The sequence below is a fragment of the Pseudomonas acericola (SeqCode) genome, assembly GCF_053456465.1.
In genome coordinates this window covers 1-23,479 of the sequence record NZ_JBRFJB010000016.1, presented here as the reverse complement: position 1 = coordinate 23,479, position 23,479 = coordinate 1, and the positions used below count along the sequence as shown (strand labels likewise).

The 23,479-nt window shown below is 62.8% G+C and carries 22 protein-coding genes; 8 read left to right on the top strand and 14 right to left on the bottom strand.

The window, feature by feature from the left end; translation table 11 throughout:
• Positions 1-478: 478 nt before the first annotated feature.
• Positions 479-1,387 carry a LysR family transcriptional regulator gene (locus ACU688_RS28060; protein ID WP_448187226.1) on the bottom strand — a complete coding sequence of 303 codons (909 nt, stop codon included), beginning with the start codon at positions 1,385-1,387 and terminating at the stop codon, positions 479-481.
• Positions 1,388-1,591: 204 nt separating this feature from the next.
• Here ACU688_RS28060 and ACU688_RS28055 point away from each other — a divergent pair, with 204 nt between their 5' ends.
• A complete protein-coding gene (locus ACU688_RS28055; protein ID WP_448187225.1) occupies positions 1,592-1,990 on the top strand; it encodes a helix-turn-helix domain-containing protein in 399 nt (132 codons plus the stop codon).
• Between the two features lie 57 nt (positions 1,991-2,047).
• Positions 2,048-4,810 (top strand): ATP-binding protein, encoded by a 2,763-nt coding sequence (locus ACU688_RS28050; RefSeq protein WP_448187228.1) that lies wholly within the window; start codon positions 2,048-2,050, stop codon positions 4,808-4,810.
• On the opposite strand, the gene ACU688_RS28045 is transcribed toward ACU688_RS28050, so the two are convergent.
• Positions 4,757-6,208, bottom strand: a complete 1,452-nt coding sequence (locus tag ACU688_RS28045; protein ID WP_448187224.1) for an ATP-binding protein — start codon at positions 6,206-6,208, stop codon at positions 4,757-4,759. The two genes, ACU688_RS28050 and ACU688_RS28045, sit on opposite strands and share 54 nt — an antisense overlap.
• A gap of 148 nt (positions 6,209-6,356) precedes the next feature.
• On the bottom strand, positions 6,357-7,307 hold the full coding sequence (locus tag ACU688_RS28040) for a GlxA family transcriptional regulator (protein ID WP_448187223.1): 951 nt from the start codon (positions 7,305-7,307) through the stop codon (positions 6,357-6,359).
• Positions 7,308-7,487: 180 nt separating this feature from the next.
• Between ACU688_RS28040 and ACU688_RS28035 the strand changes: the two genes are divergently transcribed.
• From ACU688_RS28035 to ACU688_RS28025, 3 genes are all read left to right on the top strand, one after another.
• Entirely contained in the window at positions 7,488-8,210 is a 723-nt protein-coding gene (locus ACU688_RS28035; RefSeq protein ID WP_448187222.1) for a pirin family protein, read from the top strand.
• Positions 8,211-8,330: 120 nt separating this feature from the next.
• Positions 8,331-8,639: a hypothetical protein gene (locus tag ACU688_RS28030; protein WP_448187221.1), complete on the top strand. Its 309-nt coding sequence runs from the start codon at positions 8,331-8,333 to the stop codon at positions 8,637-8,639.
• 956 nt (positions 8,640-9,595) lie between these two features.
• A complete protein-coding gene (locus ACU688_RS28025) occupies positions 9,596-10,540 on the top strand; it encodes an aliphatic sulfonate ABC transporter substrate-binding protein (protein WP_448187220.1) in 945 nt (314 codons plus the stop codon).
• Positions 10,541-10,670: 130 nt separating this feature from the next.
• On the opposite strand, the gene aqpZ is transcribed toward ACU688_RS28025, so the two are convergent.
• The 4 genes from aqpZ to ACU688_RS28005 all read right to left on the bottom strand — a co-directional run bounded on the left by aqpZ (position 10,671) and on the right by ACU688_RS28005 (position 14,212).
• Entirely contained in the window at positions 10,671-11,369 is a 699-nt protein-coding gene (gene aqpZ, locus ACU688_RS28020; protein WP_448187219.1) for an aquaporin Z, read from the bottom strand.
• A gap of 90 nt (positions 11,370-11,459) precedes the next feature.
• The gene (locus tag ACU688_RS28015) at positions 11,460-12,644 is read right to left on the bottom strand and encodes a sugar transporter (RefSeq protein WP_448187218.1); all 1,185 of its coding nucleotides are present in this window, start codon (positions 12,642-12,644) and stop codon (positions 11,460-11,462) included.
• 123 nt (positions 12,645-12,767) lie between these two features.
• Positions 12,768-13,130 carry a type 1 fimbrial protein gene (locus ACU688_RS28010; protein WP_448187217.1) on the bottom strand — a complete coding sequence of 121 codons (363 nt, stop codon included), beginning with the start codon at positions 13,128-13,130 and terminating at the stop codon, positions 12,768-12,770.
• Between the two features lie 83 nt (positions 13,131-13,213).
• On the bottom strand, positions 13,214-14,212 hold the full coding sequence (locus ACU688_RS28005) for a bile acid:sodium symporter family protein (protein WP_448187216.1): 999 nt from the start codon (positions 14,210-14,212) through the stop codon (positions 13,214-13,216).
• Positions 14,213-14,298: 86 nt separating this feature from the next.
• Between ACU688_RS28005 and ACU688_RS28000 the strand changes: the two genes are divergently transcribed.
• Positions 14,299-15,087: an AraC family transcriptional regulator gene (locus ACU688_RS28000; protein ID WP_448187215.1), complete on the top strand. Its 789-nt coding sequence runs from the start codon at positions 14,299-14,301 to the stop codon at positions 15,085-15,087.
• Between the two features lie 44 nt (positions 15,088-15,131).
• On the opposite strand, the gene ACU688_RS27995 is transcribed toward ACU688_RS28000, so the two are convergent.
• From ACU688_RS27995 to ACU688_RS27965, 7 genes are all read right to left on the bottom strand, one after another.
• On the bottom strand, positions 15,132-16,367 hold the full coding sequence (locus tag ACU688_RS27995; RefSeq protein ID WP_448187214.1) for a M20 family metallo-hydrolase: 1,236 nt from the start codon (positions 16,365-16,367) through the stop codon (positions 15,132-15,134).
• Positions 16,360-16,839, bottom strand: coding sequence for an L-2-amino-thiazoline-4-carboxylic acid hydrolase (locus ACU688_RS27990; RefSeq protein WP_124527990.1), 480 nt, complete (start codon positions 16,837-16,839; stop codon positions 16,360-16,362). The genes ACU688_RS27995 and ACU688_RS27990 overlap by 8 nt, the downstream gene beginning before the upstream one ends.
• A 156-nt stretch (positions 16,840-16,995) precedes the next feature.
• Positions 16,996-18,135 (bottom strand): branched-chain amino acid ABC transporter substrate-binding protein, encoded by a 1,140-nt coding sequence (locus tag ACU688_RS27985; RefSeq protein WP_448187213.1) that lies wholly within the window; start codon positions 18,133-18,135, stop codon positions 16,996-16,998.
• Positions 18,136-18,201: 66 nt separating this feature from the next.
• Positions 18,202-18,918: an ABC transporter ATP-binding protein gene (locus tag ACU688_RS27980; protein ID WP_448187212.1), complete on the bottom strand. Its 717-nt coding sequence runs from the start codon at positions 18,916-18,918 to the stop codon at positions 18,202-18,204.
• Positions 18,911-19,684 carry an ABC transporter ATP-binding protein gene (locus tag ACU688_RS27975; RefSeq protein ID WP_207043981.1) on the bottom strand — a complete coding sequence of 258 codons (774 nt, stop codon included), beginning with the start codon at positions 19,682-19,684 and terminating at the stop codon, positions 18,911-18,913. Before ACU688_RS27975 ends, ACU688_RS27980 begins: the two co-directional genes overlap by 8 nt.
• Positions 19,681-20,766 carry an ABC transporter permease subunit gene (locus ACU688_RS27970; protein ID WP_448187211.1) on the bottom strand — a complete coding sequence of 362 codons (1,086 nt, stop codon included), beginning with the start codon at positions 20,764-20,766 and terminating at the stop codon, positions 19,681-19,683. The genes ACU688_RS27975 and ACU688_RS27970 overlap by 4 nt, the downstream gene beginning before the upstream one ends.
• The gene (locus tag ACU688_RS27965) at positions 20,763-21,710 is read right to left on the bottom strand and encodes a branched-chain amino acid ABC transporter permease (RefSeq protein WP_448187227.1); all 948 of its coding nucleotides are present in this window, start codon (positions 21,708-21,710) and stop codon (positions 20,763-20,765) included. Before ACU688_RS27965 ends, ACU688_RS27970 begins: the two co-directional genes overlap by 4 nt.
• 172 nt (positions 21,711-21,882) lie before the next feature.
• Here ACU688_RS27965 and ACU688_RS27960 point away from each other — a divergent pair, with 172 nt between their 5' ends.
• Positions 21,883-22,779, top strand: coding sequence for a LysR substrate-binding domain-containing protein (locus tag ACU688_RS27960; RefSeq protein WP_448187210.1), 897 nt, complete (start codon positions 21,883-21,885; stop codon positions 22,777-22,779).
• An 86-nt stretch (positions 22,780-22,865) separates the two neighbouring features.
• Positions 22,866-23,291, top strand: a complete 426-nt coding sequence (locus ACU688_RS27955; protein WP_448187209.1) for a hypothetical protein — start codon at positions 22,866-22,868, stop codon at positions 23,289-23,291.
• The last annotated feature ends 188 nt before the right edge of the window (positions 23,292-23,479 follow it).

The following is a 23,479-nucleotide window of genomic DNA, read 5'->3' as shown; positions in this document are numbered from 1 at the left end:
GCGGCATTGAGCTTGAACTCGCTGGAATAGGACTTTCGCATCATCTGCACACCTCAGGTTTGGGCGCCATCATAGCGCCCTATTGATGTGTCCAAATTCATTAGGCCAGTTCAAGCCAGCTCCCACAGTTGCCGGTTCCCACAGTTGAAGAGTGAACACCATGAGAAATACCGGTCGGCTATCAGGCCGCCGCGCTTTTGCTTTTGATCTTACTTGCCCCGTCAAACACGCTGGCCGAACGCAGGCTTGAATCCGTGGGTAACCCGGCAGGACGCCGGGTTAGCCGCCCTGCGCCATGGATGGCGCATGGCGGCGGCCCACGGATTCAAGCCTTCGTTCGGGCACACCGAGCCTAGGCGAGGTGCCGAGTGTTGGGGCAAGAGCCCTTTGGTTACTTTGGGGCTTTTCCAAAGTGACCCGCTGTAAGAGCGGAACCATAAGTCGCCGTTACCTAACCAACGGATATGTACACAAAACCCTAAAGCACCCGCGCCATATGCTCAGCAATCCTCAACCGCAACCACCTCTCAGCCGGATCATTGTCATGCACCCCACTCCACACCATCGACAACTCCGCCGCCTCAATCGCAAACGGTGGATCCTCCGCCCGTAACGCCGCCCCCTCGGTCAACGCACACGCCGCATAATCCGGCACGGTCGCAATAATCTGCGTCCCCGCCAACAACGCCCGCAACCCACTGAATTGCGGCACCGCCAACACCACCCGCCGCGCCCGTCCGATCCGGGCCAAATCCAGATCGATATTGCCGCTCAGATCGCCCGAAAACGACACCATCGCATGGGGCCGCTCGCAATAGTCATCCAGGGTCAGCGGCGATGTACCCCCGTCCCCCCGCAACACCTTGCATGGAATATCCCGCAGCTTCTTGCGCTTGGCATTCGCCGGCAATTCCGTGGTGTAACTCACCCCCACCGAAATCTCGCCACTGGCCAACAACGCCGACATCAGCAGGTAATTGGCGCGACGCACCACCACGACAATCCCCGGTGCCTCCTCACGCAGTTGGCTGAGCAACGGCGGAAACAGGCCGAACTCGGCATCGTCGGACAGCCCGATGCGAAACACCGCGCAGCTGGTGGAAGGGTCGAAATCCTTGGCGCGGCTGACGGCGCCCGAGATGATGTCCATGGCCGGTTGCAACTCCTTGAGTATCGCCACGGCGCGTGGCGTGGGCTCCATGCCCCGCCCGTTACGCAGCAGCAACGGGTCGTCGAACAGGTCGCGCAAGCGCCCCAATGCCGCACTCACCGCCGGTTGGCCCATGAAGAGTTTTTCGGCGACCCGGGTCAGGTTCTTCTCGAACATCAGCGCTTCGAAAATCACCAACAGGTTCATATCGACGCGGCGCAGGTCGTTGCGGTTCATAGCGGTATCCAAACGGTTGGCGAGCCGCCAGATAAGCACGCAAAACGCGGTCTGGATTGCACCGCTGTGCTGTCTTTTCAACGCCAGCACCTGGCGAAATTAACAACGATTAACTCGTCAGCCAGACGGTCTGGCGCCAAGAATGTGTCGGTCTACACTGCATCCATTCACCGGGAACGCTCCCATCGACTGCGGATATCCGTCATGGCCCGACTTGAGCACACTGCTCCCCGTTTATCCGCGACCGGCGGCCTGTGTGCCCGGCGCGAGCGGATTGCCAAACAATTGATCCTCGCCAACCTCGGTGAAAGCCTGGCGATTGCCGAACTGGCCCAGGCCTGCGCGCTGTCACGCAGCCATTTTTCCCGGGCGTTCAAGTGCACCACCGGGCTGTCGCCGCAGGAATGGATTCGCCAACAGCGCATCCAGCGCGCCAAAGAGTTGATCACCGGTTCCGACTTGAGCCTCACGCAGATCAGCCTGGAGTGCGGCTTTTGCGACCAGGCGCACTTCTGTCACATGTTCACCCGCAGCGAAGGCGTCAACCCGATGACCTGGCGAAATCACCAATTGCGTCACAGGCCGCAAGTGATTGCGGCCTAGTGGTTGGCACACGCCTGGAATATGCTGGCCACACCCTTTTCCCAGAGCATGGCCGCCATGAATGACCTCAGCGACCAGGCCGTGCAGTTCGGCCCCTACCGCATCCACCCGCGCCAGCGCCTGGTGTTGGAAGGCGGCCGCCCGCTGCGCCTGGGACGACGTGCCGTGGAGATCCTGCTGATCCTGCTGGAGCAGGCCGGCAATGTGGTGAGCAAGCAGGAATTGATCGCCCGCGTGTGGCCCAAGAGCGTGGTGGAGGACGGCAACCTGCGGGTGCATATGGCCGCGCTGCGCAAGGCCTTGGGCGATGGCCAGGCCGGGCAGCGCTATATCGTGACCGTGGCCCAGCGTGGCTACAGTTTTGTCGCGCCACTGAGCATCGAACCCATGAGCCTGCCCGCCGAAGGCGCACCGCAACGCCCGTGCCACAACCTGCCGCTGCGGCGCACGCGCATGATCGGCCGCCAGGCGTTGATCGATGCGCTGGTGCAGCAACTGCCCACACAGCGCTTCATCACCCTCACCGGCGCCGGCGGCATCGGCAAGACCACCGTGGCGCTGCGCGTTGCGGAGTTGCTGATCGGGCATTACCGCGACGGTATTCGCCTGCTCGACCTGGCGCCGTTGAGCGCGCCATCGATGATCCTCCCCAACCTCGCCGCCCTGCTCGACCTCACCCTCGCCGAGCAGGAGCCGTTGCTCAGCCTTGCCCGCAGCCTGCACGCCCGGCAATTGCTGGTGGTGATCGACAACTGCGAGCACCTGTTGGACGACATCGCGCTGATCAGCGAAACCCTGCTGCGCCACGCGCCCGAGTTGCACATCATCGCCACCAGCCGCGAAGCGCTGCGTGCCGAGGGTGAATCCGTGCAGCGCCTGGAGCCGCTGGCGTGCCCGCCCGCCACCGGCAACCGCGCCCAGGCCCTCGGTTACCCGGCCCTGCAATTGCTGATCGAACGGGCGATGTCCCATCAGGACAGCTTTGCCCTCAGCGACGCCGAGCTGCCGCTGGCCATCGATATCTGCCAGCGTCTGGACGGCATTCCCCTGGCGATCGAACTGGTCGCCGCGCAGATCGAACGCTTCGGCCTGCCGGGCCTGCTGGTGCAGATGGAAGACAACTTCCGCCTGCTCACCCGTGGCCGCAGCAGTGCCCTGCCCCGCCAGCAAACCCTGCGCGCCACGTTGGACTGGAGCTTCGCGCTGCTCACCGGCTGCGAGCAGATTTGCCTGCGTCGTCTTGCGGTATTCCGTGGCGGCTTCAGTCTGGCCAGCGCGGCGGCGGTGATCGCCGGGGAACAGGTGGCGCCCCTCGAAGTGCTGGGCTCCATCACGCAGCTGGTGGCCAAATCCTTGCTCAATGTCGAGGCCGGCGATGACGAGGTGGTCTACCGCCTGCACGACATCACGCGCACCTACGCCCTGGAAAAACTCAGCAGCGCCGGCGAACTCGACGTGACCCGCGCACGCCACGCCGAGCGTTGCCTGAGCCTGATGAACCAGGCGCAGGACGATTGGGAACTGACCGCGACCCAACCGTGGATCGACCGCTATGCGCCCCTGCGCGAAGACATCCGCGCCGCCCTCGACTGGGGCCTTGGCGAGCATGGCGTGCACTTGTTGGGCATTCGTCTCACCGTCAGCGCCATGCCGCTGTGGCAGGAGTTGTCGCTGCTGCGCGAACACGGTTTGTACGTGGGCAAGGCCCTGGAACGGCTGGCGCAATCGGCCGCGCCGAGCCAGCGCCTGCATATGGCCTTGCAACTGGCGCTGGGCAGTTTTTCCTATCACACCCAGGGCGGCACGCCGCAGACCATCGACGCCTTCGCTTGTGCGCGGCGCCTGGCCGAAGCGGGCAAGGACCTCGCCGGCCAACTGCGTGCGGTGTCGGGGCATATGGCGGTCAACCTGTGCTGCGGCAACTACCGCGAAGCCCTGGCGCAGAGCCTGCACTTCGACCAACTGGGGCCGCAGGCCGAACCCTTGCTGGACCTCAGCGCACAACGCCTGCGGGTGCTCGCGCAGCACTTCGCCGGCAACCAGGCGCTGGCCTTGCACAACGCCGAGCAGGTGATCCAGCGCATGGCCCAGAGCGGCCATCTGAACCGCTTTACCCATGGCTTCGGCGTACAGTACGACCAGAGCGTGGCGTCGTTGACCATCCTCGCGCGCATCCTGTGGCTACGGGGTTTCCCCGAGCGCGCCGCGCGTATCGCCGACCAGGCGCTGGCACTCGCGTTGCAGATCAACCATGGCACGTCGATCTGCTACACCCTGGCCCTGGCCGGCGTGGTGATCGCCCGCTACAACGGCGACACCGCCGCGACCCGCGCGCACATGGACCTGCTGCTGCAACAGGCACAAAAACACTCGGTGCAGCTGTTCCACACCTGGGCGCGCTGTTACGCCGGCACGACGCGGATCGCCGATGTGCAAGGCTTGGGGCTGGTGGAAGATATTCTCGTGACCTTCAACGCGATCGAGGTGAGCGACGCCGTGTTCGAACGCGCCCGAAACGGCGGGGCCGGCTGGTGCACGGCGGAGATCCTGCGGGTACGCGCCGAAAGCCTCAGCGACAGCCGTGCCGCCGAAGCCCTGCTGCTGGAAGCCCTCGGCCTGGCGCACCAGCAAGGCGCGCTGGCCTGGGAGTTGCGCAGCGCCACGGCGTTGGCCCGGTTGTGGCAGAGCCAGGGCCGCGTGCAGGCGGCGCGGGATCTGCTGGCGTCGGTGTACGGGCGTTTCAGCGAAGGTTTTGCAACCGCCGACCTACTCCGCGTACGCGGCCTGCTCGACGAGTTGCAGGACAAACGACCGGCCTGAAAACGGCCCCAGGTAATGCCCGTAGCCGGCCTGCAAACGCGCCACTTGTTCGGGGTCGCGCAGTTGCGCCAAGGCGTAGCTGCGCAGGCTGTTGAGCAACCGATAACGCGCGGGACCGGGACCTGGCTCCTGGGCCAGCAACGACAGGCCCACCAGCCGCGCCAGCAGGTACGGCAGGTCGGCGTGTTCCAGTTCGGTGCCCGCCACCAACGCGGTCAGCGTGGGCAAGGTCACGGCCATCTTGAACAAGCCCAATTGCAGGAACAGCCAACGCTCCGGCAGGCTCAGGCGCGCGTAGCTCCAATCCAGCGCAGCGGCGAAGGATTGATGACGTTCAACCGCCGTGCGGCGGCCCCGCGTCAACACCTGCAAGCTGCTGCGCAATTGCGTCTGCACGCCGTGTAGACCCAGGGCTTCGACCTGGGCCGCCGCCAGCTCCAGGGCCAAGGGAATGCCATCGAGACTCCGGCAGATATCCCGCAGGGGCGCCAGGTCCTGGGCGCGCAACACAAAGCCCTGCTGGCTGGCGCGCACCCGCGCCACCAACAACTGCACGGCGGGAGCGGCCAGCGCCTGCTCGACACTGCCCCAGCCACACGGCGTCGGCAGCGCCAGCCTGGGCACGCATTGCACCCACTCACCGGGCAAGTGCAAGGCTTCGCGGCTGCTGAGCAACACGCTCACCTGCGGCGCGTACTGCGCCAGTGTGCGCACCAGGTGACGGCAGGCGCTGAGCAGCAAGTCGGCACCATCGAGCACCAACAGCAGTTGGCGCGTGGCCAGCGGTTTGCACAATGCCTGTGCACTGGCGCAGGGTTCCAAATCCAACGCCTTGGCCAGATGGCGGAGCATTTGCGTCGGCGCTTGCACCGTTGCCAGGTCCACCCACCACACGCCATCGCGATAACGCGGCAACACGCGTTCGGCCAGGGCCAACGCCAGGCTGCTTTTGCCCACGCCGGCGCAACCGGTCAAGGTCATCAGGCGTTGCCCGGACAAGCGCCGCACCAACATCCCCAGTACTTCATCGCGACCGATCAGCGGGCTTAGCCGTACGGCCAAGTTGTGCCGGGGCTTGGCCGCAGGCGCAGCGCTGTGCAGCGGCGCGACAAAACTGTAGCCGCGCTGGGGGTCGTTGATGATGCAGGGTTGGCAATCGAAGGCACGGCGCAGGGCCGCGATGTGTACGCGCAGGTTGTTCTCTTCCACCACGCTGTTGGGCCACACGCGGGCGATCAGGCTGTCCTTGCTGACAAACTGCCCCGGTGCTTCCAGCAACACCGCCAGAATCTCCAGCGCCCGTCCGCCCAGCGGCACCGGCCAGCCCGCCTTGCTGACCAGGCGCTGCTGCGGGTGAAAGGTGTAGCGGCCGAAGCTCACCGTGGGCGCGTTGTGCATGTCGATAAAGCGCTGAAACACCCGGCCTTGGGCGTTTGCGCATCCTTTTCCATGGGCTTGGCGCTATCTTGCCACCTCGCCGTGACAGGACAATGCTGGCACGGGGAGCCACACGGACTTTGAGGTGCGCCAGACGGCCATATCGGCCTTAACTGAACTGCTGGCGGTACTGGGTCGGGTTGAGGCCGAGTTTTTCGCTGAACAGAAAACGCATGTAGCGCACGCTGCCGAAACCGGCGTGGAAGGCCACGGTCTTCAGCGGCAGGTCGGTGGTTTCCAGCAGGTGCCGGGCGCGGTCGATACGTGCACCTTGCAAAAATGCCATGGGCGTCATGTGCACTTCCTTGGCAAATACCCGGGCGAAGTGGCGCGCGCTCATGCCCGCCAGGTCGGCCATGGAATCGATGGTGAACGGCTGATCCAACTGCGCCAGCACATGGTTCTGTACCCGCGTGATCGGCGTTTCCTGGGGCGCCACTGCGGCGGTCATCGGACTGAACTGCGCCTGGCCGCCCTGGCGTTTCATCACCACCAGCAGCACCTTGGCCACGTCCACCGCGACCTGCTTGCCGTGGTCTTGGGCTACCACTGACAGCGCCAGGTCGATGCCGGCCGTCACGCCGCCCGAGGTGATCAAGCGGCCATCCTGCAAGTAGATGCGATCGGTCTCGACGACGGCCTTGGGAAAGCCCTGGATCAGCCGTTCGGTGTAGTGCCAGTGGGTGGTCACGCGGTGGCCGTCGAGCAGCCCGGCGTGTCCCAATACAAACGCGCCAGTGCAGATCGAACCAAAGCGCCGCGCCTTGGGGGCGGCAGCCTTGAGCCACGGCAATAGCGCGGGATGGCACTCGTTATAGGCCCCAGGGCCGCCGGGTACCAGCAACAGGTCATAGGCATCAACGGCCTGCTCCAGCAGCAGGTCGGGCTGCACCAGCACGCCGTTGGAGGCACGCAACGCGCCGGGTTCGGTGCCCAGGGTGAGGATGCGGTAATGATCGGCCGCCGGCAGGTAGCGGTTGGCAATGGAGAACACTTCAAGCGGCCCGGCCATGTCGAGCAGCAGGAAGTCGGGGAACAGCGCCATGGCCACGGTTTTCATAGGGTGGAACGTCCGTCGAATAAGGTACAGGCGGGCATTATGGCATGCCTTTTATTGTCAACCTGATCGAGACAGTCATTCAGATTCCACCTTCTTAATGAATATTCCGATAACCATTAACCTTCTTCTCAACGCCAGCGCCCTGCACTTCGCAGCCCGCGCTCACTTGAGGACAAGATCATGCTGACCCTTCGCAAAGCTTCCGAACGCGGCGCCGCCAATCACGGTTGGTTGAAGTCGTTTCATACCTTCTCGTTCGCCAACTACTGGAACCCGAAAGAACAGGGTTTCTCCGACCTGCTGGTGATCAACGACGACCGCGTCGCCGCCGGTAAAGGCTTCGGCCAGCACCCGCACCGCGACATGGAGATTTTCTCCTACGTGCTTGAAGGTGCCTTGGAACACAAGGACACCCTGGGCACCGGCTCGGTGATCCGCCCCGGCGATGTGCAACTGATGAGCGCCGGCAGCGGCGTGGCCCACAGCGAGTTCAACCACAGCCAAAACCGTGGCGTGCACTTCCTGCAAATCTGGATCGTGCCCAATGAAGTCGGCGCTGAACCGCGCTATCAACAGGAGCACTTCAGTGAGGCGCAGAAACGTGGGCGTTTGCAGTTGATCATCTCGCCGGACGGTGCCGAGGGGTCACTCAACGTACGCCAGGATGCGCGGGTGTATGCCGGGCTGTTCAGCGGTGACGAAAGCGCGACCCTGGATTTGGCGGCGGACCGCTATGCGTACATCCATGTGGCCCGGGGCAGTGTTGAGATCAATGGGCAGCGCTTTGAGGAAGGTGACGGTGCTCGTGTGCGTGATGAGCGGCAGATCCGTGTGAGCCAGGGTGACGATGCCGAGGTGCTGGTGTTTGACCTGCGCCCTCAGGAGTTGCCACGGATGCCTTGAGCAGCCATCGCTGGTGTCGATAGTCACCATCAGTGCAATGAAGTTCTCTTAAAAACTGCGGCGCGTAACATTGAATCCATACCCCGAAACACTTAACTAAAACACTTGGAGCACATCATCATGAAACGCCAAATCTTGCTTGGACTTGCTTTTTCGGTAGTGGCTGTAAATGCTTTTGCTCATTCGCTGGTTGCTGAAGGGGGGGCTGAACGCCTGCAAGGTAATCGTGTTGCGGAAGGCGGCGCGGAACGGCTGCTGGAACGTCGTGTTGCTGAAGGCGGCTCGGATCGGTTGCAGGAACGTCGCTTGGCGGAAGGTGGTTCCGATCGTCTGCAAGAGCGTCGCTTGGCGGAAGGTGGTTCCGATCGGTTGCAGGAGCGTCGTTTGGCTGAAGGCGGGGCGGAGCGTCTGCTGAGTAGCCACGTGTAAGCCTGCATTGTTTGCAGGGAATCCCAAACCGGCCTGATCAGCCGGTTTTTTTTGCCTGGGATAATGGGGTTGTGAACACGGTTGAATGTGGGAGCTGGCTTGCCTGCGATGGCGGTCTTTTTGTGTACATATCCGTTGTTTGGGTAACGGCCACCTATGGTTCCGCCCTTACGGCGGGTCACTTTTGGAAAAGAGCCCCAAAAGTAACCAAAAGGGCTCTTGCCCCAACACTCGGTGCCTCGCCTAGGCTCGGCATGCCCGTAATCCGACATGGATTTGGGGGGCCGCCGCCACGCGCCATCCATGGCGCGGGGCGGCTAAACCGGCATCCCTGCCGGTTTACCCCCCAAATCCATGTCGAATTCCGGCCAGCGTGTTTGACGGGGCGCCTAAGATCAAAATCAAAAACAAAGCGAGGCGGCCTGACAGCCGACCTGATAGATGAAGCGTGCGCGGTCTCCTGTGGGAGCTGGCTTGCCTGCGATGGCATCAACTGGGTGTGCCTGATGTACCGAGGTGTCTGCATCGCAGGCAAGCCAGCTCCCACATTTTGAACCGAGATCGACACAAAAAATCGGTCGGCTTTCAGGCCGCCGCGCTCTTGCTTTTGATCTTACTTGCCCCGTCAAACACGCTGGCCGAACGCAGGCTTGAATCCGTGGGTAACCCGGCAGGACGCCGGGTTAGCCGCCCCGCGCCATGGATGGCGCGTGGCGGCGGCCCACGGATTCAAGCCTGCGTTCGGGCACACCGAGCCTAGGCGAGGTGCCGAGTGTTGGGGCAAGAGCCCTTTGCTTACTTTGGGGCTTTTCCAAAGTGAGCCGCCGTAAGGGCGGAACCATAAGCCGCCGTTACCTAAATAACGGATATGTACCCCGTCAGACCGAAAGAGTATTTAACGAACAGTTTTTAGAACTTTAATCTCATCGCTATTCCACTAACGATCGAGCTCCCCCATGTCCATACGTCGTCCCCTCATCGCGGTCTTAGGCTTACTGGCCTTTTCAATAGCCGCCACCACCGAAGCCCAAGAAACCCTACGCATCGGCTACCAAAAATCCTCCACCCTGATCACCCTGCTAAAAACCCAGGGCACCCTGGAAAAAGCCCTCAAAGCCAACCACATCGACGTAACCTGGCACGAATTCCCCAGCGGCCTGCCCCTGCTCGAAGCCCTGAACGTAGGCAACGTCGACATCAGCGCCGACGTCGCCGACACCGTGCCGATCTTCGCCCAGGCCGCCCAGGCCAAGCTCACCTACTTTGCCCAGGAAGCGCCCTCGCCTTCGGCCCAGGCCATCGTGGTGCGCAAAGACTCGCCGATCCAGCAGCTCGGCGATTTGAAAGGCAAGAAAATCGCCGTCACCAAAGCCGCCGGCACCCACTACCTGCTGATCGCCGCGCTGGCCAAAGCGGGTCTGGAATTCGCCGATATCGAACCCGCCTACCTGTCACCCGCCGACGGCCGCGCCGCGTTCGAGAACAACAAGGTGGATGCCTGGGTCACCTGGGAACCCTTCCTCACCGGCGTGCAACGCCAGCTGCCGACCCGCACTCTGGCGGACGGCGCCGGGCTGGCCAGCTACAAGCGCTATTACTTGACCGGCACGCCCTACGCCAAAGCCCATCCCGAGGTATTGAAGGTGGTGTATGAGCAGCTGGAAAAGACCGGCCAATGGGTCAAGGCCAACCCACAGGACGCGGCGAAAGTGCTTGGCCCGCTGTGGGGCAATCTGGACGTGGCCACGGTGGAAGCGGCCAATGCGCACCGCAGCTATCAAGTGCAGCCGGTGACGGTGGATCAACTGGGCGAACAGCAGAAGATTGCCGATGCGTTTTTCAAGGCGGGCTTGCTGCCCAAAGCGGTCGATGCCAAGGATGTGCAGACCTGGAAGCCGTAAGACCAGAGGCAGTCAAAAAAAATGTGGGAGCGGGCTTGCCCGCGATAGCGGTGTATCAGCCAACACGTCCGTTGCTGACGAATCGCAATCGCGGGCAAGCCCGCTCCCACAGGTTATACAGCCAGCCCGTTTAACCGCGCTCAGTCAGCCCACGCGCCGCCAGCGCACCCAACACCCCACCCACCATCGGCGCCAGCCAGAACAGCCACAGCTGCGCAATATACTCACCACCTGCAAACAACGCCGGCCCGGTGCTGCGTGCCGGGTTTACCGAAGTGTTGGTCACCGGAATCAGGACCAGGTGAATCAAGGTCAGCGCCAGGCCGATGGCAATCGGCGCAAACCCGGCCACCGCGCCCGGGGCGGTCGCGCGCATGATGATGAAGACAAAGAAGAACGTGGCGATCAATTCAGCCAGCAAGGCAGCCTTCATGTCGAAGTGGCCCGGGCTCAAGGCGTCATAGCCGTTGGCAGCAAATCCACCTACGACAAAATCCTCCTGGCCGTTGGCGATCAGGTACAACGCCGCCGCCGCGCCAATCGCCCCACACACCTGTGCCGCAATGTAGGGCAGCACGTCAACGCCCGCCACACGACGCCCGGCCCACAGGCCAACGGTCACTGCCGGATTGAAATGCCCACCCGAGATACCGCCCACCGCATAGGCCATGGTCAACACCGTAAGGCCGAACGCCAGGGACACACCGACAAAACCAATACCCAACTCCGGGAATGCCGCCGCCAGGATGGCGCTGCCACAGCCGCCGAAGGTCAGCCAGAAAGTACCCAGAAACTCCGCGGTCAAACGCTTTTGCACAATCGACTCCATTGCTGTTCAAGTGCCGTCACCACAGGGCGTGGGCGGTCCTGGGCGACGGTAGCAATGGGCATCGAGGCGCCCTGTAAGACTTGTCTGGTTTTAGCTGGGTGACACACCCTGCCCAAACTTGCGGATCGCCAGGCAATAGCCGATCAACGCCAGCGCCGCCAACAAGCCGCCCGCCGCGCCGATCCAGGCGAAGCCGAATTGGCTGCCGACCCAGCTGCCCATCAACGCACCGCCGCCGATGCCGATGTTGTAGATACCGGAAAACATCGCCATGGCCACGTCGGTCGCGTCCGGCGCCAGCACCAGCACCTTGGACTGCATCGCCAGGCCAAAGCCCATGATTGCCATGCCCCAGAAAATGCTCAGGCCGACGAGATAGGATTCGGCCCCGCTTAGCGGCAGCATCAGCGCCAGGCACGCGGCCAGGATGGACACCGCGCCGACCACGAACAGATGGGGGTTGAAGCGGTGCACCAGGCTGAACAGCAGCGAACCGATAATACCCGCGCCACCAAACACCAGCAGGATCAGGGTCACGGCACTGCCGCTCATGCCGGCCACGCCTTCGACGAAGGGTTCGATGTAGCTGTAGGCGGTGAACTGCGCCGTCACGGTCAGGGCGGTGAGCACATAAAGCGCCACCAGCGCCGGGCGTTTGAACAGCAGCGGCAGGCTGCGCAACGAGCCGGAGTTCTGGCTCGGCAACAGCGGCAAGGTGCGCGCCAGCCAGAACACCAGCGCGGCGGCGAAGGCGCCGATCACCAGGAACGTGGTGCGCCACCCCATGGCCTCGCCGAGCAGGCGGCCCAGGGGAATACCCAACACCATCGCCAGGGACGTACCGGTGGCCAACAGGCCGAGGGCTTGCACCTGTTTGCCGGCCGGCGCCAGGCGCACGGCCAGCGACGCGGTGATCGACCAGAACAACGCATGGGACAACGCAATGCCAATGCGGCTGACCATCAGCAGACCAAAGCTGGTGGCCACGCTGGACAGGACATGGCTGGCGATAAACATGCAGAACAGCACGATCAGCAACTTGCGCCGCTCGACGTTGCGGGTCAGCAGCATCACCGGCAGCGACGTCAGGGACACAATCCAGGCATAGATCGTGAGCATCAGGCCGACGCTCGACACCGGCATGTCAAAGCTCGCGCCAATGGCGCTGAGCAGCCCGACGGGGACGAATTCGGTGGTATTGAATACAAACGCGGCCAACGCGAGGGCGATGACCGGTTGCCAGTTGGCTTGGGGGGTTGCGGCTGAAATGCTCATTGAAAGGCGCGGTACTCGGACGATGATCAAACGGCTACCCAGGACAAGCGCCGCCGTCGAGCATTCTATAGGTTTCTCGCCCGTCTGTTGGCGCTGATCCTGATCAAAAAGCCATCAGTTTCATCACGGGGCGGTCAGGGTGACCACGTAGAGCCCAGTCTGAACCGGCTTTCCCTGTGAATCCACCAGCACATACCGCTGGTCGTAATATCGCCCGCTACCGCTGTCCGTAACCAGCTTGACGCTGACCGATGCATCGCCCACCGCCTGCACGCTGCGAATCGGTTGCACATCAAACCGACCACCGCGAAAAGCCTGCGGACAGCCCTTCAACTCCATCGTCGAACCGCCCGATGTCACCGCATTGCAGCCCGGCTCGACAATACTGCCGCGAAATTGAATGACCCCGCCCGATGCTGCCAGGCAACTGCCCGCCCACACCGCAAAAAACCCGCTAACCAGTGACAAACGCTTAACGTTGTTCATCTCGACGCTCCTTCTTGGGTGATTAAGAAGGTAGTCGTCCGATTAGCCCAAGACTTGAGGGCGCCACTGCGGCAAACGGCTGCTCAGGGATCAACCTGCCCCATCAGTTCTGCCACCGACTCGGGCCGTTGTGCATAGCGCTGGGCCAGCGCCGCGCAGACCATCAGCTGGATCTGGTGAAACAGCATCAACGGCAGGATCAGCACGCCCATGGTTGCCCCGGCGAACAGCACCTGGGCCATCGGCACGCCCGTCGCCAGGCTCTTCTTCGAACCGCAGAACAGGATGGTGATGCGGTCTTCCTGGTTAAAGCCGAACGCCTTGGCCAGCACCGTCGACGCCACCAATACCAGCGCCAGCAACACACAGCACGCCACCACCAGGCCGCCCAGTTCCCACAGGGGGATCTTGTGCCAGATGCCTTCATTGACCGCTTCGCTGAATGCGCCGTAGACCACCAGCAGGATCGAGCCTTGATCGACGAATTTGAGCCAGGACTTGTTGCGCCCTACCCACGCGCCAATCCAGCGCCGGGCGATCTGCCCGGCGATAAACGGCAGCAGCAGTTGCACGCTGATCTTGAGGATAGCGTCGAGGGTGTTGCTGCCTTCGCCGTGGACGTTGAGCAACAGCGTCACCAGCAGCGGCGTGAGGAAGATGCCAAACAGGCTCGACGCCGCCGCGCTGCAAATCGCCGCCGGGATATTGCCCCGCGCCAGGGACGTAAAGGCAATCGCCGATTGCACCGTGGCCGGCAGCGCGCAGAGGTACAGCATGCCCATGTACAGGTCTTTGCCGATCAGCGGCGACAACAGTGGCTTGAGCGCCAGGCCCAGCAGCGGGAACAGCACGAAGGTCAGGCTGAACACCAACAGATGCAGGCGCCAGTGGCCGGCACCGGCGATGATGGCCTGGTTCGACAGCTTGGCGCCGTGCAGGAAAAACAGCAGCGCGATGGCCAGGTTGGTGACCCAGCCAAAGGCCACGGCGGTCTGGCCGCTAGCGGGCAACAGCGAGGCGAGGATCACCGTGGCGATCAGGGTCAGGGTGAAGTTGTCGGGGAGAAAGCGCGGACGGGTCATAAGTGAGTTCTTCCAGGGGTTGCCAAGAGCGTCTCGGCGACTCTAACGTAACGGCTTGTTACCGACTAACGCCAATGAGCCAACAAATGCCGCCTAAAGGACATGACAAAACCGTGCGCCGTAGCGTGCCCGGGCTTTCCAGCCTGCCACGGCCGGTGTATGGGCGCACCGAATCATTGCCCAATCGCGCCTTGACCCGGCGCCACAGCCACCCGTGGGTGCAGTTGTCGTACGCGATTTCCGGGGTGCTGGAGATTCAGACCAGCGTCGGCCGCTTTGTCGCACCGCCGCAACGCGCCGTATGGATTCCGGCGGGCATGCCCCACCGCGTGTTCAGTTCGCCGCGCACCGAGATGCGCAGCCTGTACCTCGATTGCAGCGTGACTTCCTGGGCGGATGCGCGTTGCCATGTGCTGGAGGTAAGCAGCTTGCTACGCGAGTTGATCCGCAGCTTCAGCGAACTGCCGGTGGCCTATGCCGAAGACGGCGCGGAGGGGCGCCTGGCCCAAGTGCTGCTGGACCAACTGGCCGCAGCACCCCAAGTGGACTTGATGCTGCCGCTGCCCATGGACCCGCGCTTGCGGCAGATCTACCGCAGCTTGAACCTGCACCCAGAGCAGCAGACCACCCTGGGTGACTGGAGCCGCAAATTGGCGGTGAGTGAAAAGACGCTGAGCCGCCTGTTCTTGAGCGACACCGGGCTGACCTTCCGCGCCTGGCGCCAGCGCTTGCGCCTGCTCACCGCCCTGCCCGCCCTGGAACAAGGCGAGCGGGTGACGGATGTGGCGTTGGGGTGTGGGTATGAATCGACCTCGGCGTTTATCAATGCGTTTCGCCAGCAGTTTGATGCGACGCCGGGGGAGTTCTTTCGCTGACTTGCAGGTGTATGAGCTCCCACATTTTGATTTGTATGAGTCTGTTAGATATGGGACTTGGCCAATATCGCCCGGAGCAACACATCCGCCCCCGCAGTCGACCATTCAGGCGAGATCTCCTCCGCCTCGTTATGGCTCAACCCATCCACACACGGCACAAAAATCATCGCGGTCGGCGCCACCTGGTTGAGGTAGCAGGCATCGTGCCCCGCGCCGGAAATCATTGGGCGATGGCTGTAACCCAACGCCTCGGCAGACGCCCGCACCACGTCCACGCAATCAGCGTCAAACGCGATCGGCGCGTACTGGAAGATCTGCTTCACGCTGTGCTGCAAGCCGATCCCGTCGGCGATCTGCGCCACCGATTCGCGCAGTTGCTGGTCCTGGCGCGCCAACACGGCTTCGTCCGGGTGGCGGAATTCCACGCTGAAAAATACCCGCCCCGGCACGACGTTGCGTGAGTTGGGGAAGATATTCGCCATGCCCACCGTGGCGCGCCCTTCGGCGCCTTGTTCCAGGCCCAGGCCGTTTACCGCCTCGACCACGCGGGCGAAGCCGAGCAAGGCGTCAAGGCGATGGTCCATCGGCGTGGTGCCGGCGTGGGCGCTGCGCCCCTTCAATTCGACTTCATACCAGCGCTGGCCCTGTGCACCGGTGACCACGCCGATGGTGATGCCTTGCGCTTCAAGGATCGGGCCCTGCTCGATATGCAGTTCAAACGCCGCATGCACCGCCTGGCCACCCACCGGGTGCGGGCCGGCATAGCCGATCTGCTGCAACGCCTGGCCAATGCTCACGCCGTTTTTGTCTTCGCGGGACAGGCCGTATTCCAGGTCAAACACCCCGGCGTAGACCCCCGACGAAATCATCGCCGGGGCAAAGCGCGAGCCTTCTTCGTTGGTCCAGTTGACCACCTCGATCGGCCGGTCGGTCTCGATGCCGAGGTCGTTCAAGGTGCGTAGCACTTCCAGCCCGGCGAGCACGCCGTAGATGCCGTCGTACTTGCCGCCAAAGGGCTGGGAGTCGCCATGGGAACCGGTCAGCACCGGCGCCAGGTCATCAAAGCGCCCGGCGCGACGGGCGAAGATATTGCCCATGCCGTCCACGCGAATGCTGCACCCGGCAGCCTCGCACCATTGCACGAACAGGTCGCGCCCACGACGGTCTTCATCCGTCAGCGCCAAGCGCGAGACGCCGCCCTTTTCGGTGGCGCCGATCTGCGCCATGTCCATCAGCGAGTCCCACAAACGCTCGCCGTTGACCCGCGCCAGATTATTCATGGGGTTTGGCCCGGTAGCGGAAATCACAGCGATGGTCGCCGCCCATGATGGTCTGGGTGCGGGTCAGTTCGATATCCGGGTTGTAGCCGACGATAAACAGCTCGTCGCGGTTGCACGACAGCAAGTGGCCGATCTCGCCCAGGCCCATCTCGGTGTACATCTCGGCGTAGCGGCAGCGCTTGACGTCGTAGTCGTAGTGCTCGGCGTCGCTGGCGATGATCTCGACTTTCAGCGCGTCGTCCTTTTCCCAGAGCACTTGCAGTTCGACAAAGCTCTTGAGGTCGGCCTGCTCTTCCAGCGACGCAAAATGCTTGCCCGCCTGGATCGCCGCGTTGCCCACCGCTTCGCCGATCACGGCAGCGGCAAAGTCCTTGCCCTGCTCGCGCTTGAGAATCTCGTAGATCGGCTTGATGATTTCGGCTTCGATCCGCCGCCGGGCGAGAATGCCCAGTTCACCTTCCAGTTTGCTCATTTCATCTCTCCTCCAATCCAATGTGTGCACACAGTCGACTAGGTACACACCGTCAAATGTGGGAGCTGGCTTGCCTGCGATGGCGGTGTGCCAGCCTGCACATCATTGGCAGGTATACCGCCATCGCAGGCAAGCCAGCTCCCACAGTCGACCCAGTTATTTACCGCCGGCGACGCTTACAGGCTGCCATTGGTTGGCTTTGACCTGGTACACGGTGAACGACGGCTTCTTCAAGTTGCCTTGCGCATCAAACGCGATAGTCCCCGTCACACCCGGGTAGCTGATGGCGCGCAGCACCGGCAGGTATTTCTGCGGTTCAACCGAGTCAGCCTGTTCAATCGCTGCTACCAGCACGCCAACGCCGTCATAGGCGAACGGCGCGTGCAGTTCGATGTTGGCCTTGTAGCGCTCTTTGTAAGCCTGCTCGAAGGCCTTGCCACCCGGCATCTGCGCAATCGCCAGGCCCGGCTCCAGGGCAATCACGCCCTCGCCTTCGTTCTGCGCCAACTCCAGGAACGTCTGGCTGACAAAACCACCGGCGCCCATCAGCGGTGCCTTGATTCCCAGTTGCTTGATGCGTCGCGCCAGCGGTGCAGCCTGGGAGTCGACGCCGCCGAAGAAGATCAGGTCCGGGTTCTGGCTGCGGATATTGGTGAGCACGGCGCTGAAGTCGATGGTCTTGTCGTCCACGTATTCACGACCGACGACTTTCGCGCCACCGGCTTCGATGGCTTTGACGAACTGGTCCGCCAGGCCCTGGCCGAATGCGGTGCGGTCGTCGATCACGGCGATGCGCTTGGCTTTCAGCGTGTTCAACGCGTAATCACCGGCGACCTGACCGCCGTCGTCGTCATGGCCCATGATGCGGAAACTGGTGTCGAAACCCTGCTGGGTGTAGGCGTGACCGGTGGCAACCGGTGCCACCTGCGCAATCCCGGCGTCGTGATAAACCCGCGCGGCCGGAATGCTGGTGCCGGTGTTCCAATGGCCGACCACACCGACCACCCCTTCATCTACCAGGCGCTGCGCCACGGTGACGGCGGTGCGCGGGTCGGACTGGTCGTCTTCGGAGACCAGCTTGAAGGTCACGGCCTCGCCGTTGATCTTCGGGTGCTTGGCGTTGGCTTGGTCGATGGCCAGTTTCGCACCGTTTTCCAGGTCTTTGCCGATGCGGGCGGACGGGCCGGTCAGCGGGCCAGCCAGGCCGATCAGCACGGTCTGGTCGGCCTGGGCCATGGCGCTGGCGAGACTGCTCAGGGCCAGGCCGATCAATGCGGTGTTCTTCAAAATACTCATCAGTAGTTCCTGCTTCTTTTCGGGCGGGTCGGAACACGCCGGGCGTCCGGTAGCGTCATGGTTGGGTTATTCGCCGAGGTACGCGCTGCGCACCTCGGGGTGTTCAAGCAAATCCTGGGATGGGCCCGTGAGGCTGATGCGCCCGGTGTCCATCACATAGGCGCGGTCGGTGACTTGCAGCGCCAGCCGCGCGTTCTGCTCCACCAACAACAGGGTCATGCCCTGGCGGCAGACGTCGTCGATCACCTGGAAAATCTTCTCCACCATGATCGGCGCCAGGCCCATGGACGGCTCATCGAGGATCAGCAAGCGCGGGCGCGACAACAGCGCACGGGCCAGGGCGAGCATCTGTTGCTCGCCGCCCGACAGCAGGCCGGCGGATTGGTGCAGGCGCTCTTCCAGGCGGGGGAAGTGTTCGAACAACTGGCGCATTTCACGCTGCACCTGCACGTTGTCGCGACGCAAAAATGCGCCGGCTTGCAGGTTTTCCAGCACGCTCATGCGCGCGAAAATCCCACGGCCTTCGGGGACCATCGCGATGCCTTGGCGCAGCAGTTTTTCCGGCGCCTGGCCGAGGATGGAGTGCCCGGCAAAACGGATCTCGCCCTTGGTGGCCGGCAGCAAACCGGTGAGTGCCTTGAGGCTGGAGGTCTTGCCCGCGCCATTGGCGCCGATCAACGTGACGCGCTCACCTTCGTTGATATGCAGGTCCAAGGATTTGACGGCTTCGATCGCGCCGTAGCGCACCTGCAAACCTTCGACTTTCAACAGTGCTTCAGACATGCGCGCTGGCTCCCAGATAGGCTTGGATCACGGCCGGGTGCTGGCGCACGTCGGCGGGCGGGCCGACGGCGATGACCTGGCCGTAATCCAGCACGCTGATGCGGTCGCACACGCCCATCACCAACTTGACGTCGTGTTCGATCAACAACAGGGTGTGGCCGTCGTCGCGGATCTTTTCCAGCAGGCCGCGCAGTTGCACTTTCTCGCTGGCGTTCATGCCCGCCGCCGGTTCATCCAGGGCCAGCAGGCGCGGTTCGGTGGCCAGGGCGCGGGCGATTTCCAGGCGACGTTGGTGGCCGTAGCTCAGGCTGTCGGCGCGGTAGTTGGCGAAACCGGCAAGGCCCACGTAGGCCAGCAAACGATGAGCGTGGGCGCGGGTTTGCGCTTCTTCATCGCGGGCGCGGCGATGCTGACTCAAGGCCGCCCACAGGCCGTTGCGGGTGCGCACATGGCGCCCGACCATGACGTTTTCCAGGGCGCTCATCGCGTTGAACAGGCGGATGTTCTGGAAGGTACGCGCGATCCCCGCCTCGGCGACCTGGTGCACGCTGGTGGGCTGGTAGTCGCGACCATCGAGCTGGAAGCGCCCGGAGTCCGGCGTATACAAGCCGGTCATCACGTTGAAGAAGGTGGTCTTGCCCGCGCCATTCGGGCCGATCAAGCCGTAGATCTCGCCGGGCTGGATGCTCAGGCTCACGTCGGTCAGCGCCGCGACGCCGCCGAAGTGTTTGTTGACCTTGTCGATCTGCAACAGCGGTGCGTTCATCGTGCCACTCCTTTGGGCCACAATCCGGCGGGTCGGTAGAGCATCGCCAAAATCAACGCCAGGCCGTAGAACAGCTGGCGGATGATTTCCGGGTCCACCAGCACCTGGCCGAACAGCGTCTGCTGCAACGGACCCATGCTGGCGCGCAACGCTTCGGGCAGGGCCGCCAGCAATACGCAGCCGAGGATGACCCCGGGGATATGGCCCATGCCGCCCAGCACCACCATCGCCAGCACGGCAATGGACTCGTTCAAGGTGAAGGATTCCGGCGAGACAAAGCCCTGGAACGAGGCGAACAGCGCACCGCTCACGCCGCCGAACGCCGCACCAATGGCAAACGCCAGCAGCTTGAGGCGCACGGTATTGATGCCCATGGCCTGGGCCGCGTCTTCGTCTTCACGAATCGCCACCCACGCACGGCCGATGCGCGAACGCTCCAGGCGAATGCAGGCAAACAGGATCAGCACCACCAACGCCGCAAACAGGTAGTAATAGAGGTACACCGACGGCAGGCGCAGGCCGAACAACTCTTGGGTGCGCCCCAGGTTGATGCCGAGCAGACTGACCGGATCGACCTGGGCGATGCCTTTGGGGCCGTTGGTGATATTCACCGGGCGGTCGAGGTTGCGCAGCAGGATGCGGATGATTTCGCCGAAGCCCAGGGTGACGATGGCCAGGTAGTCGCCGCGCAAGCGCAGGGTCGGCGCGCCCAGCACCACGCCGAAACCTGCCGCGAGCAGCGCACCCATCGGCAGGATCAGCCAGATCGAGGTGTGCATGCCCGCTGGCAACAACGCCGCCAGCGCGGGGAACTGTTGCAGCAAATGGGGCGACGAGAGCAACGCGGCGAGGTAGGCGCCCACCGCGTAGAACGCGATAAAGCCCATGTCCAGCAACCCGGCGTAGCCGACCACGATGTTCAGGCCGAGGGCGAGCATGATGTACAGCAAGGCAAAGTCGAGGGTGCGCACCCAGGTGTTGCCGCCCGCATGGCCGACGATCCACGGTGCCAGCACCAGGGCCACGGCGAGCAGCAACAGGCCCAGGCTTGCGCGTTTGTTGGGGGTCAGGGACTTGATCATGCGCGGCTCGCCAAACGTTCGCCCAACAACCCGGAAGGCCGGAACACCAGCACCGCGATCAACACGATAAAGGCGAACACATCCTGGTAATTACTGCCGAATACGCCGTTGGTAGCCGCACCGAGGTAGCCGGTGCCGAGGGCTTCGATCAAGCCCAGCAGCAGGCCGCCGAGCATGGCGCCCTTGAGGTTGCCGATGCCGCCCAGCACCGCAGCGGTAAAGGCTTTGATGCCGGGCAAGAAGCCCATGTAGAAGTGCGCGCTGCCGTAGTTGCTGGCCATCATGATCCCGGCGAGTGCCGCCAGGGCGCCGCCGATGGCGAAGGTGATGACAATGATGCGGTTCGGGCTGATGCCCATCAGGCTGGCGACCTGCGGGTTCTCCGCCACGGCACGCATGGCCCGGCCGAAGCGCGTGCGCTCCACCAGCACCAGCAACGCGACCATCACCGACAAGGCGATGGCAATTGTCGTCAACGCCGTGGCGTTGGTGATGGCCGGGTGTGCGGAGGCGCCGGCCAGCACTTCGATCGGCTCCAGGGGCAGCAATTGCGGGAACATCTGCGGGTTGCGCGTCCACACCAGCATGGCAATGGTTTGCAGCAGCAGCGATACGCCGATGCCGCTGATCAACGGCGCCAGGCGCGGGGCATGGCGCAGGCGGCGATAGGCCACGCGCTCGATCACTACCGCCAGCACCGCACAAAAGACCATGGCGACGAGGGTCGCGCAGAGCAACACCAGCATCGGCGCCAGGGCTGGAAAGGCGGCCTGCAACAGACGGATCACCGACAAGCCCACCAGCGCGCCGATCATCAACACATCGCCATGGGCAAAGTTGATGATGCGCAAGATGCCGTAGACCATGGTGTAACCCAGGGCCACCAGCGCGTAGAGACTGCCCGTCATCAAACCGTTGAGCAGTTGTTGGATAAACCCATCCATGAAAGCCATCGACCTCAGTGCGTACAAGGGCGGCACACTAAGCATCTATTCTGTTTTTATCAAATAACAGAAAGTCATATGGTTATATCAATGCGAAAATAGGCTATTTATGCCGTAAATACGGCTCTTATGGCTCTTTATTCGGCGCAAGACTTAGTATTTAATTCAATACATGAATAAATCAGAACAGTTAGCCAATGACCCTCCCCTGCGTGCCGTGCGCACTTTCGAAGCCTTTGCGCGCCATGGCGGGGTGAATGCCGCCGCGCGCGAGCTGGAGGTTTCCGCCTCGGCCATCAGCCATCAACTGCATTTGCTGGAAGATTTCCTGCAGCAACCGCTGACCTTGCGCCAGGGTCGCAACCTGGTGCTCACCGACGAAGGCCGTGAGTACTACCGCGCGATTCGCTCGGCGTTTGCCGTGCTGCGCAGCGCCACCGAACACGTGCGCGAAAAAAGCGCCACGCGCCAGGTGACCATCAGCCTGATCCCACTATTTGGCATCAACCTGTTTATTCCACGCCTGGCGCATTTCCTGAAGGATCACCCGGCGCTGGACATCAACGTGACCTACGCCAACCACCGCAGCTACCCGAGCGACGCGGCCGACCTGTCGATCCGCTTCGGCACCGGGCATTGGCCGGGCTATCACAGCGAGCCATTGATCTCCGGCGCAGTGACGCCCTATTGCAGCCGCACCTTCCTGGCACAGCACGGGCCCATCGACACGCCCGAGGCCTTGAGCCAGCTGCCGCTGCTGCACGACGAAGAACGCGGCACCTGGGGCCAATGGTTCGAAGCCGCCGAGGTGGATGCCACCGCGTTGAATGGATTGCTGCTGGAAGATGGCCAGCTTGCGCTGACGGCAACCCTCACCGGCCTCGGCTGCGCCTTACTGCGCGAACCCTTGGTAGCGCCGCTGGTGGCCAGTGGCGAGTTGGTGAAGTTGTTTGAGCTGGAGGTGAATGATGGCCGCCAGTATTACCTGTGCCGACGGGCCAACAGCGAGTTGTCCAGCGAGGGCAATGATTTGTATGACTGGATCAAGCGCAGCTTGATTGCAGCCTGAGCCGTTGATTAATCCCCCACAAACCGGCGCTCGGCTGCTATTGTGCCGCGCTTTGAAAAACCGCCGAACCTGCGAGGAAATGCCCGTTGAACACTGACGAAAAAATGACCGGAGACCTGTTCGAGGTGGATAAGCGCCTGTCACTCAAACCCGTGGTGGACTTCAACAGCTACCTGCGCGCTGCTTTCGGCGAGGGCCCGTGCACCTGCATCCGCTGCACCGCCAGCGGTGGCGATGAAACAGGTTATGCGTTCCAGCACACCTTTACCTTTGACGGCAAACCCACCCACCGCCGCTTCGCCACCACGGCGGGTAGCGATGTGTTGCAGGTGTTGAAGAAGGCGTGGTTGTCGTACACCAAGGCTGAGCTGGCGTTGAGCGGCGTGCTGGGGCTGGATACGGTGAAGGAGTTTGTAGAGCCGCAATTGCACAAGCGGTTGGCGCCGTTGTTTTTGGCCAGTGGGTTGGTCAAGGATGTGGATGGCGAATTTCAGATCCAGCCGCAGGACTAAACATGTGGGAGCTGGCTTGCCTGCGATGGCGGACTGTCAGTCTATATAGGCTTGGCTGACCCACCGCTATCGCAGGCAAGCTGAACTGGTCCAGTAATTTCGGACATTCTTTTCGGTTCTCACGCCGCTAACTTTTCTGCTGCTATTGGCGAATGGTATCCGTTGTAGCTGTGGCGCCTTACGCTGTT

Coding starts and splice junctions, on each gene's coding strand:
- ACU688_RS28060 (WP_448187226.1), bottom strand. CDS start 1,387: ATGAACCGCAACGACCTGCGCCGCGTCGATATGAACCTGTTGGTGATT.
- ACU688_RS28055 (WP_448187225.1), top strand. CDS start 1,592: ATGGCCCGACTTGAGCACACTGCTCCCCGTTTATCCGCGACCGGCGGC.
- ACU688_RS28050 (WP_448187228.1), top strand. CDS start 2,048: ATGAATGACCTCAGCGACCAGGCCGTGCAGTTCGGCCCCTACCGCATC.
- ACU688_RS28045 (WP_448187224.1), bottom strand. CDS start 6,208: ATGCACAACGCGCCCACGGTGAGCTTCGGCCGCTACACCTTTCACCCG.
- ACU688_RS28040 (WP_448187223.1), bottom strand. CDS start 7,307: ATGAAAACCGTGGCCATGGCGCTGTTCCCCGACTTCCTGCTGCTCGAC.
- ACU688_RS28035 (WP_448187222.1), top strand. CDS start 7,488: ATGCTGACCCTTCGCAAAGCTTCCGAACGCGGCGCCGCCAATCACGGT.
- ACU688_RS28030 (WP_448187221.1), top strand. CDS start 8,331: ATGAAACGCCAAATCTTGCTTGGACTTGCTTTTTCGGTAGTGGCTGTA.
- ACU688_RS28025 (WP_448187220.1), top strand. CDS start 9,596: ATGTCCATACGTCGTCCCCTCATCGCGGTCTTAGGCTTACTGGCCTTT.
- aqpZ (WP_448187219.1), bottom strand. CDS start 11,369: ATGGAGTCGATTGTGCAAAAGCGTTTGACCGCGGAGTTTCTGGGTACT.
- ACU688_RS28015 (WP_448187218.1), bottom strand. CDS start 12,644: ATGAGCATTTCAGCCGCAACCCCCCAAGCCAACTGGCAACCGGTCATC.
- ACU688_RS28010 (WP_448187217.1), bottom strand. CDS start 13,130: ATGAACAACGTTAAGCGTTTGTCACTGGTTAGCGGGTTTTTTGCGGTG.
- ACU688_RS28005 (WP_448187216.1), bottom strand. CDS start 14,212: ATGACCCGTCCGCGCTTTCTCCCCGACAACTTCACCCTGACCCTGATC.
- ACU688_RS28000 (WP_448187215.1), top strand. CDS start 14,299: ATGCCGCCTAAAGGACATGACAAAACCGTGCGCCGTAGCGTGCCCGGG.
- ACU688_RS27995 (WP_448187214.1), bottom strand. CDS start 16,367: ATGAATAATCTGGCGCGGGTCAACGGCGAGCGTTTGTGGGACTCGCTG.
- ACU688_RS27990 (WP_124527990.1), bottom strand. CDS start 16,839: ATGAGCAAACTGGAAGGTGAACTGGGCATTCTCGCCCGGCGGCGGATC.
- ACU688_RS27985 (WP_448187213.1), bottom strand. CDS start 18,135: ATGAGTATTTTGAAGAACACCGCATTGATCGGCCTGGCCCTGAGCAGT.
- ACU688_RS27980 (WP_448187212.1), bottom strand. CDS start 18,918: ATGTCTGAAGCACTGTTGAAAGTCGAAGGTTTGCAGGTGCGCTACGGC.
- ACU688_RS27975 (WP_207043981.1), bottom strand. CDS start 19,684: ATGAACGCACCGCTGTTGCAGATCGACAAGGTCAACAAACACTTCGGC.
- ACU688_RS27970 (WP_448187211.1), bottom strand. CDS start 20,766: ATGATCAAGTCCCTGACCCCCAACAAACGCGCAAGCCTGGGCCTGTTG.
- ACU688_RS27965 (WP_448187227.1), bottom strand. CDS start 21,710: ATGGATGGGTTTATCCAACAACTGCTCAACGGTTTGATGACGGGCAGT.
- ACU688_RS27960 (WP_448187210.1), top strand. CDS start 21,883: ATGAATAAATCAGAACAGTTAGCCAATGACCCTCCCCTGCGTGCCGTG.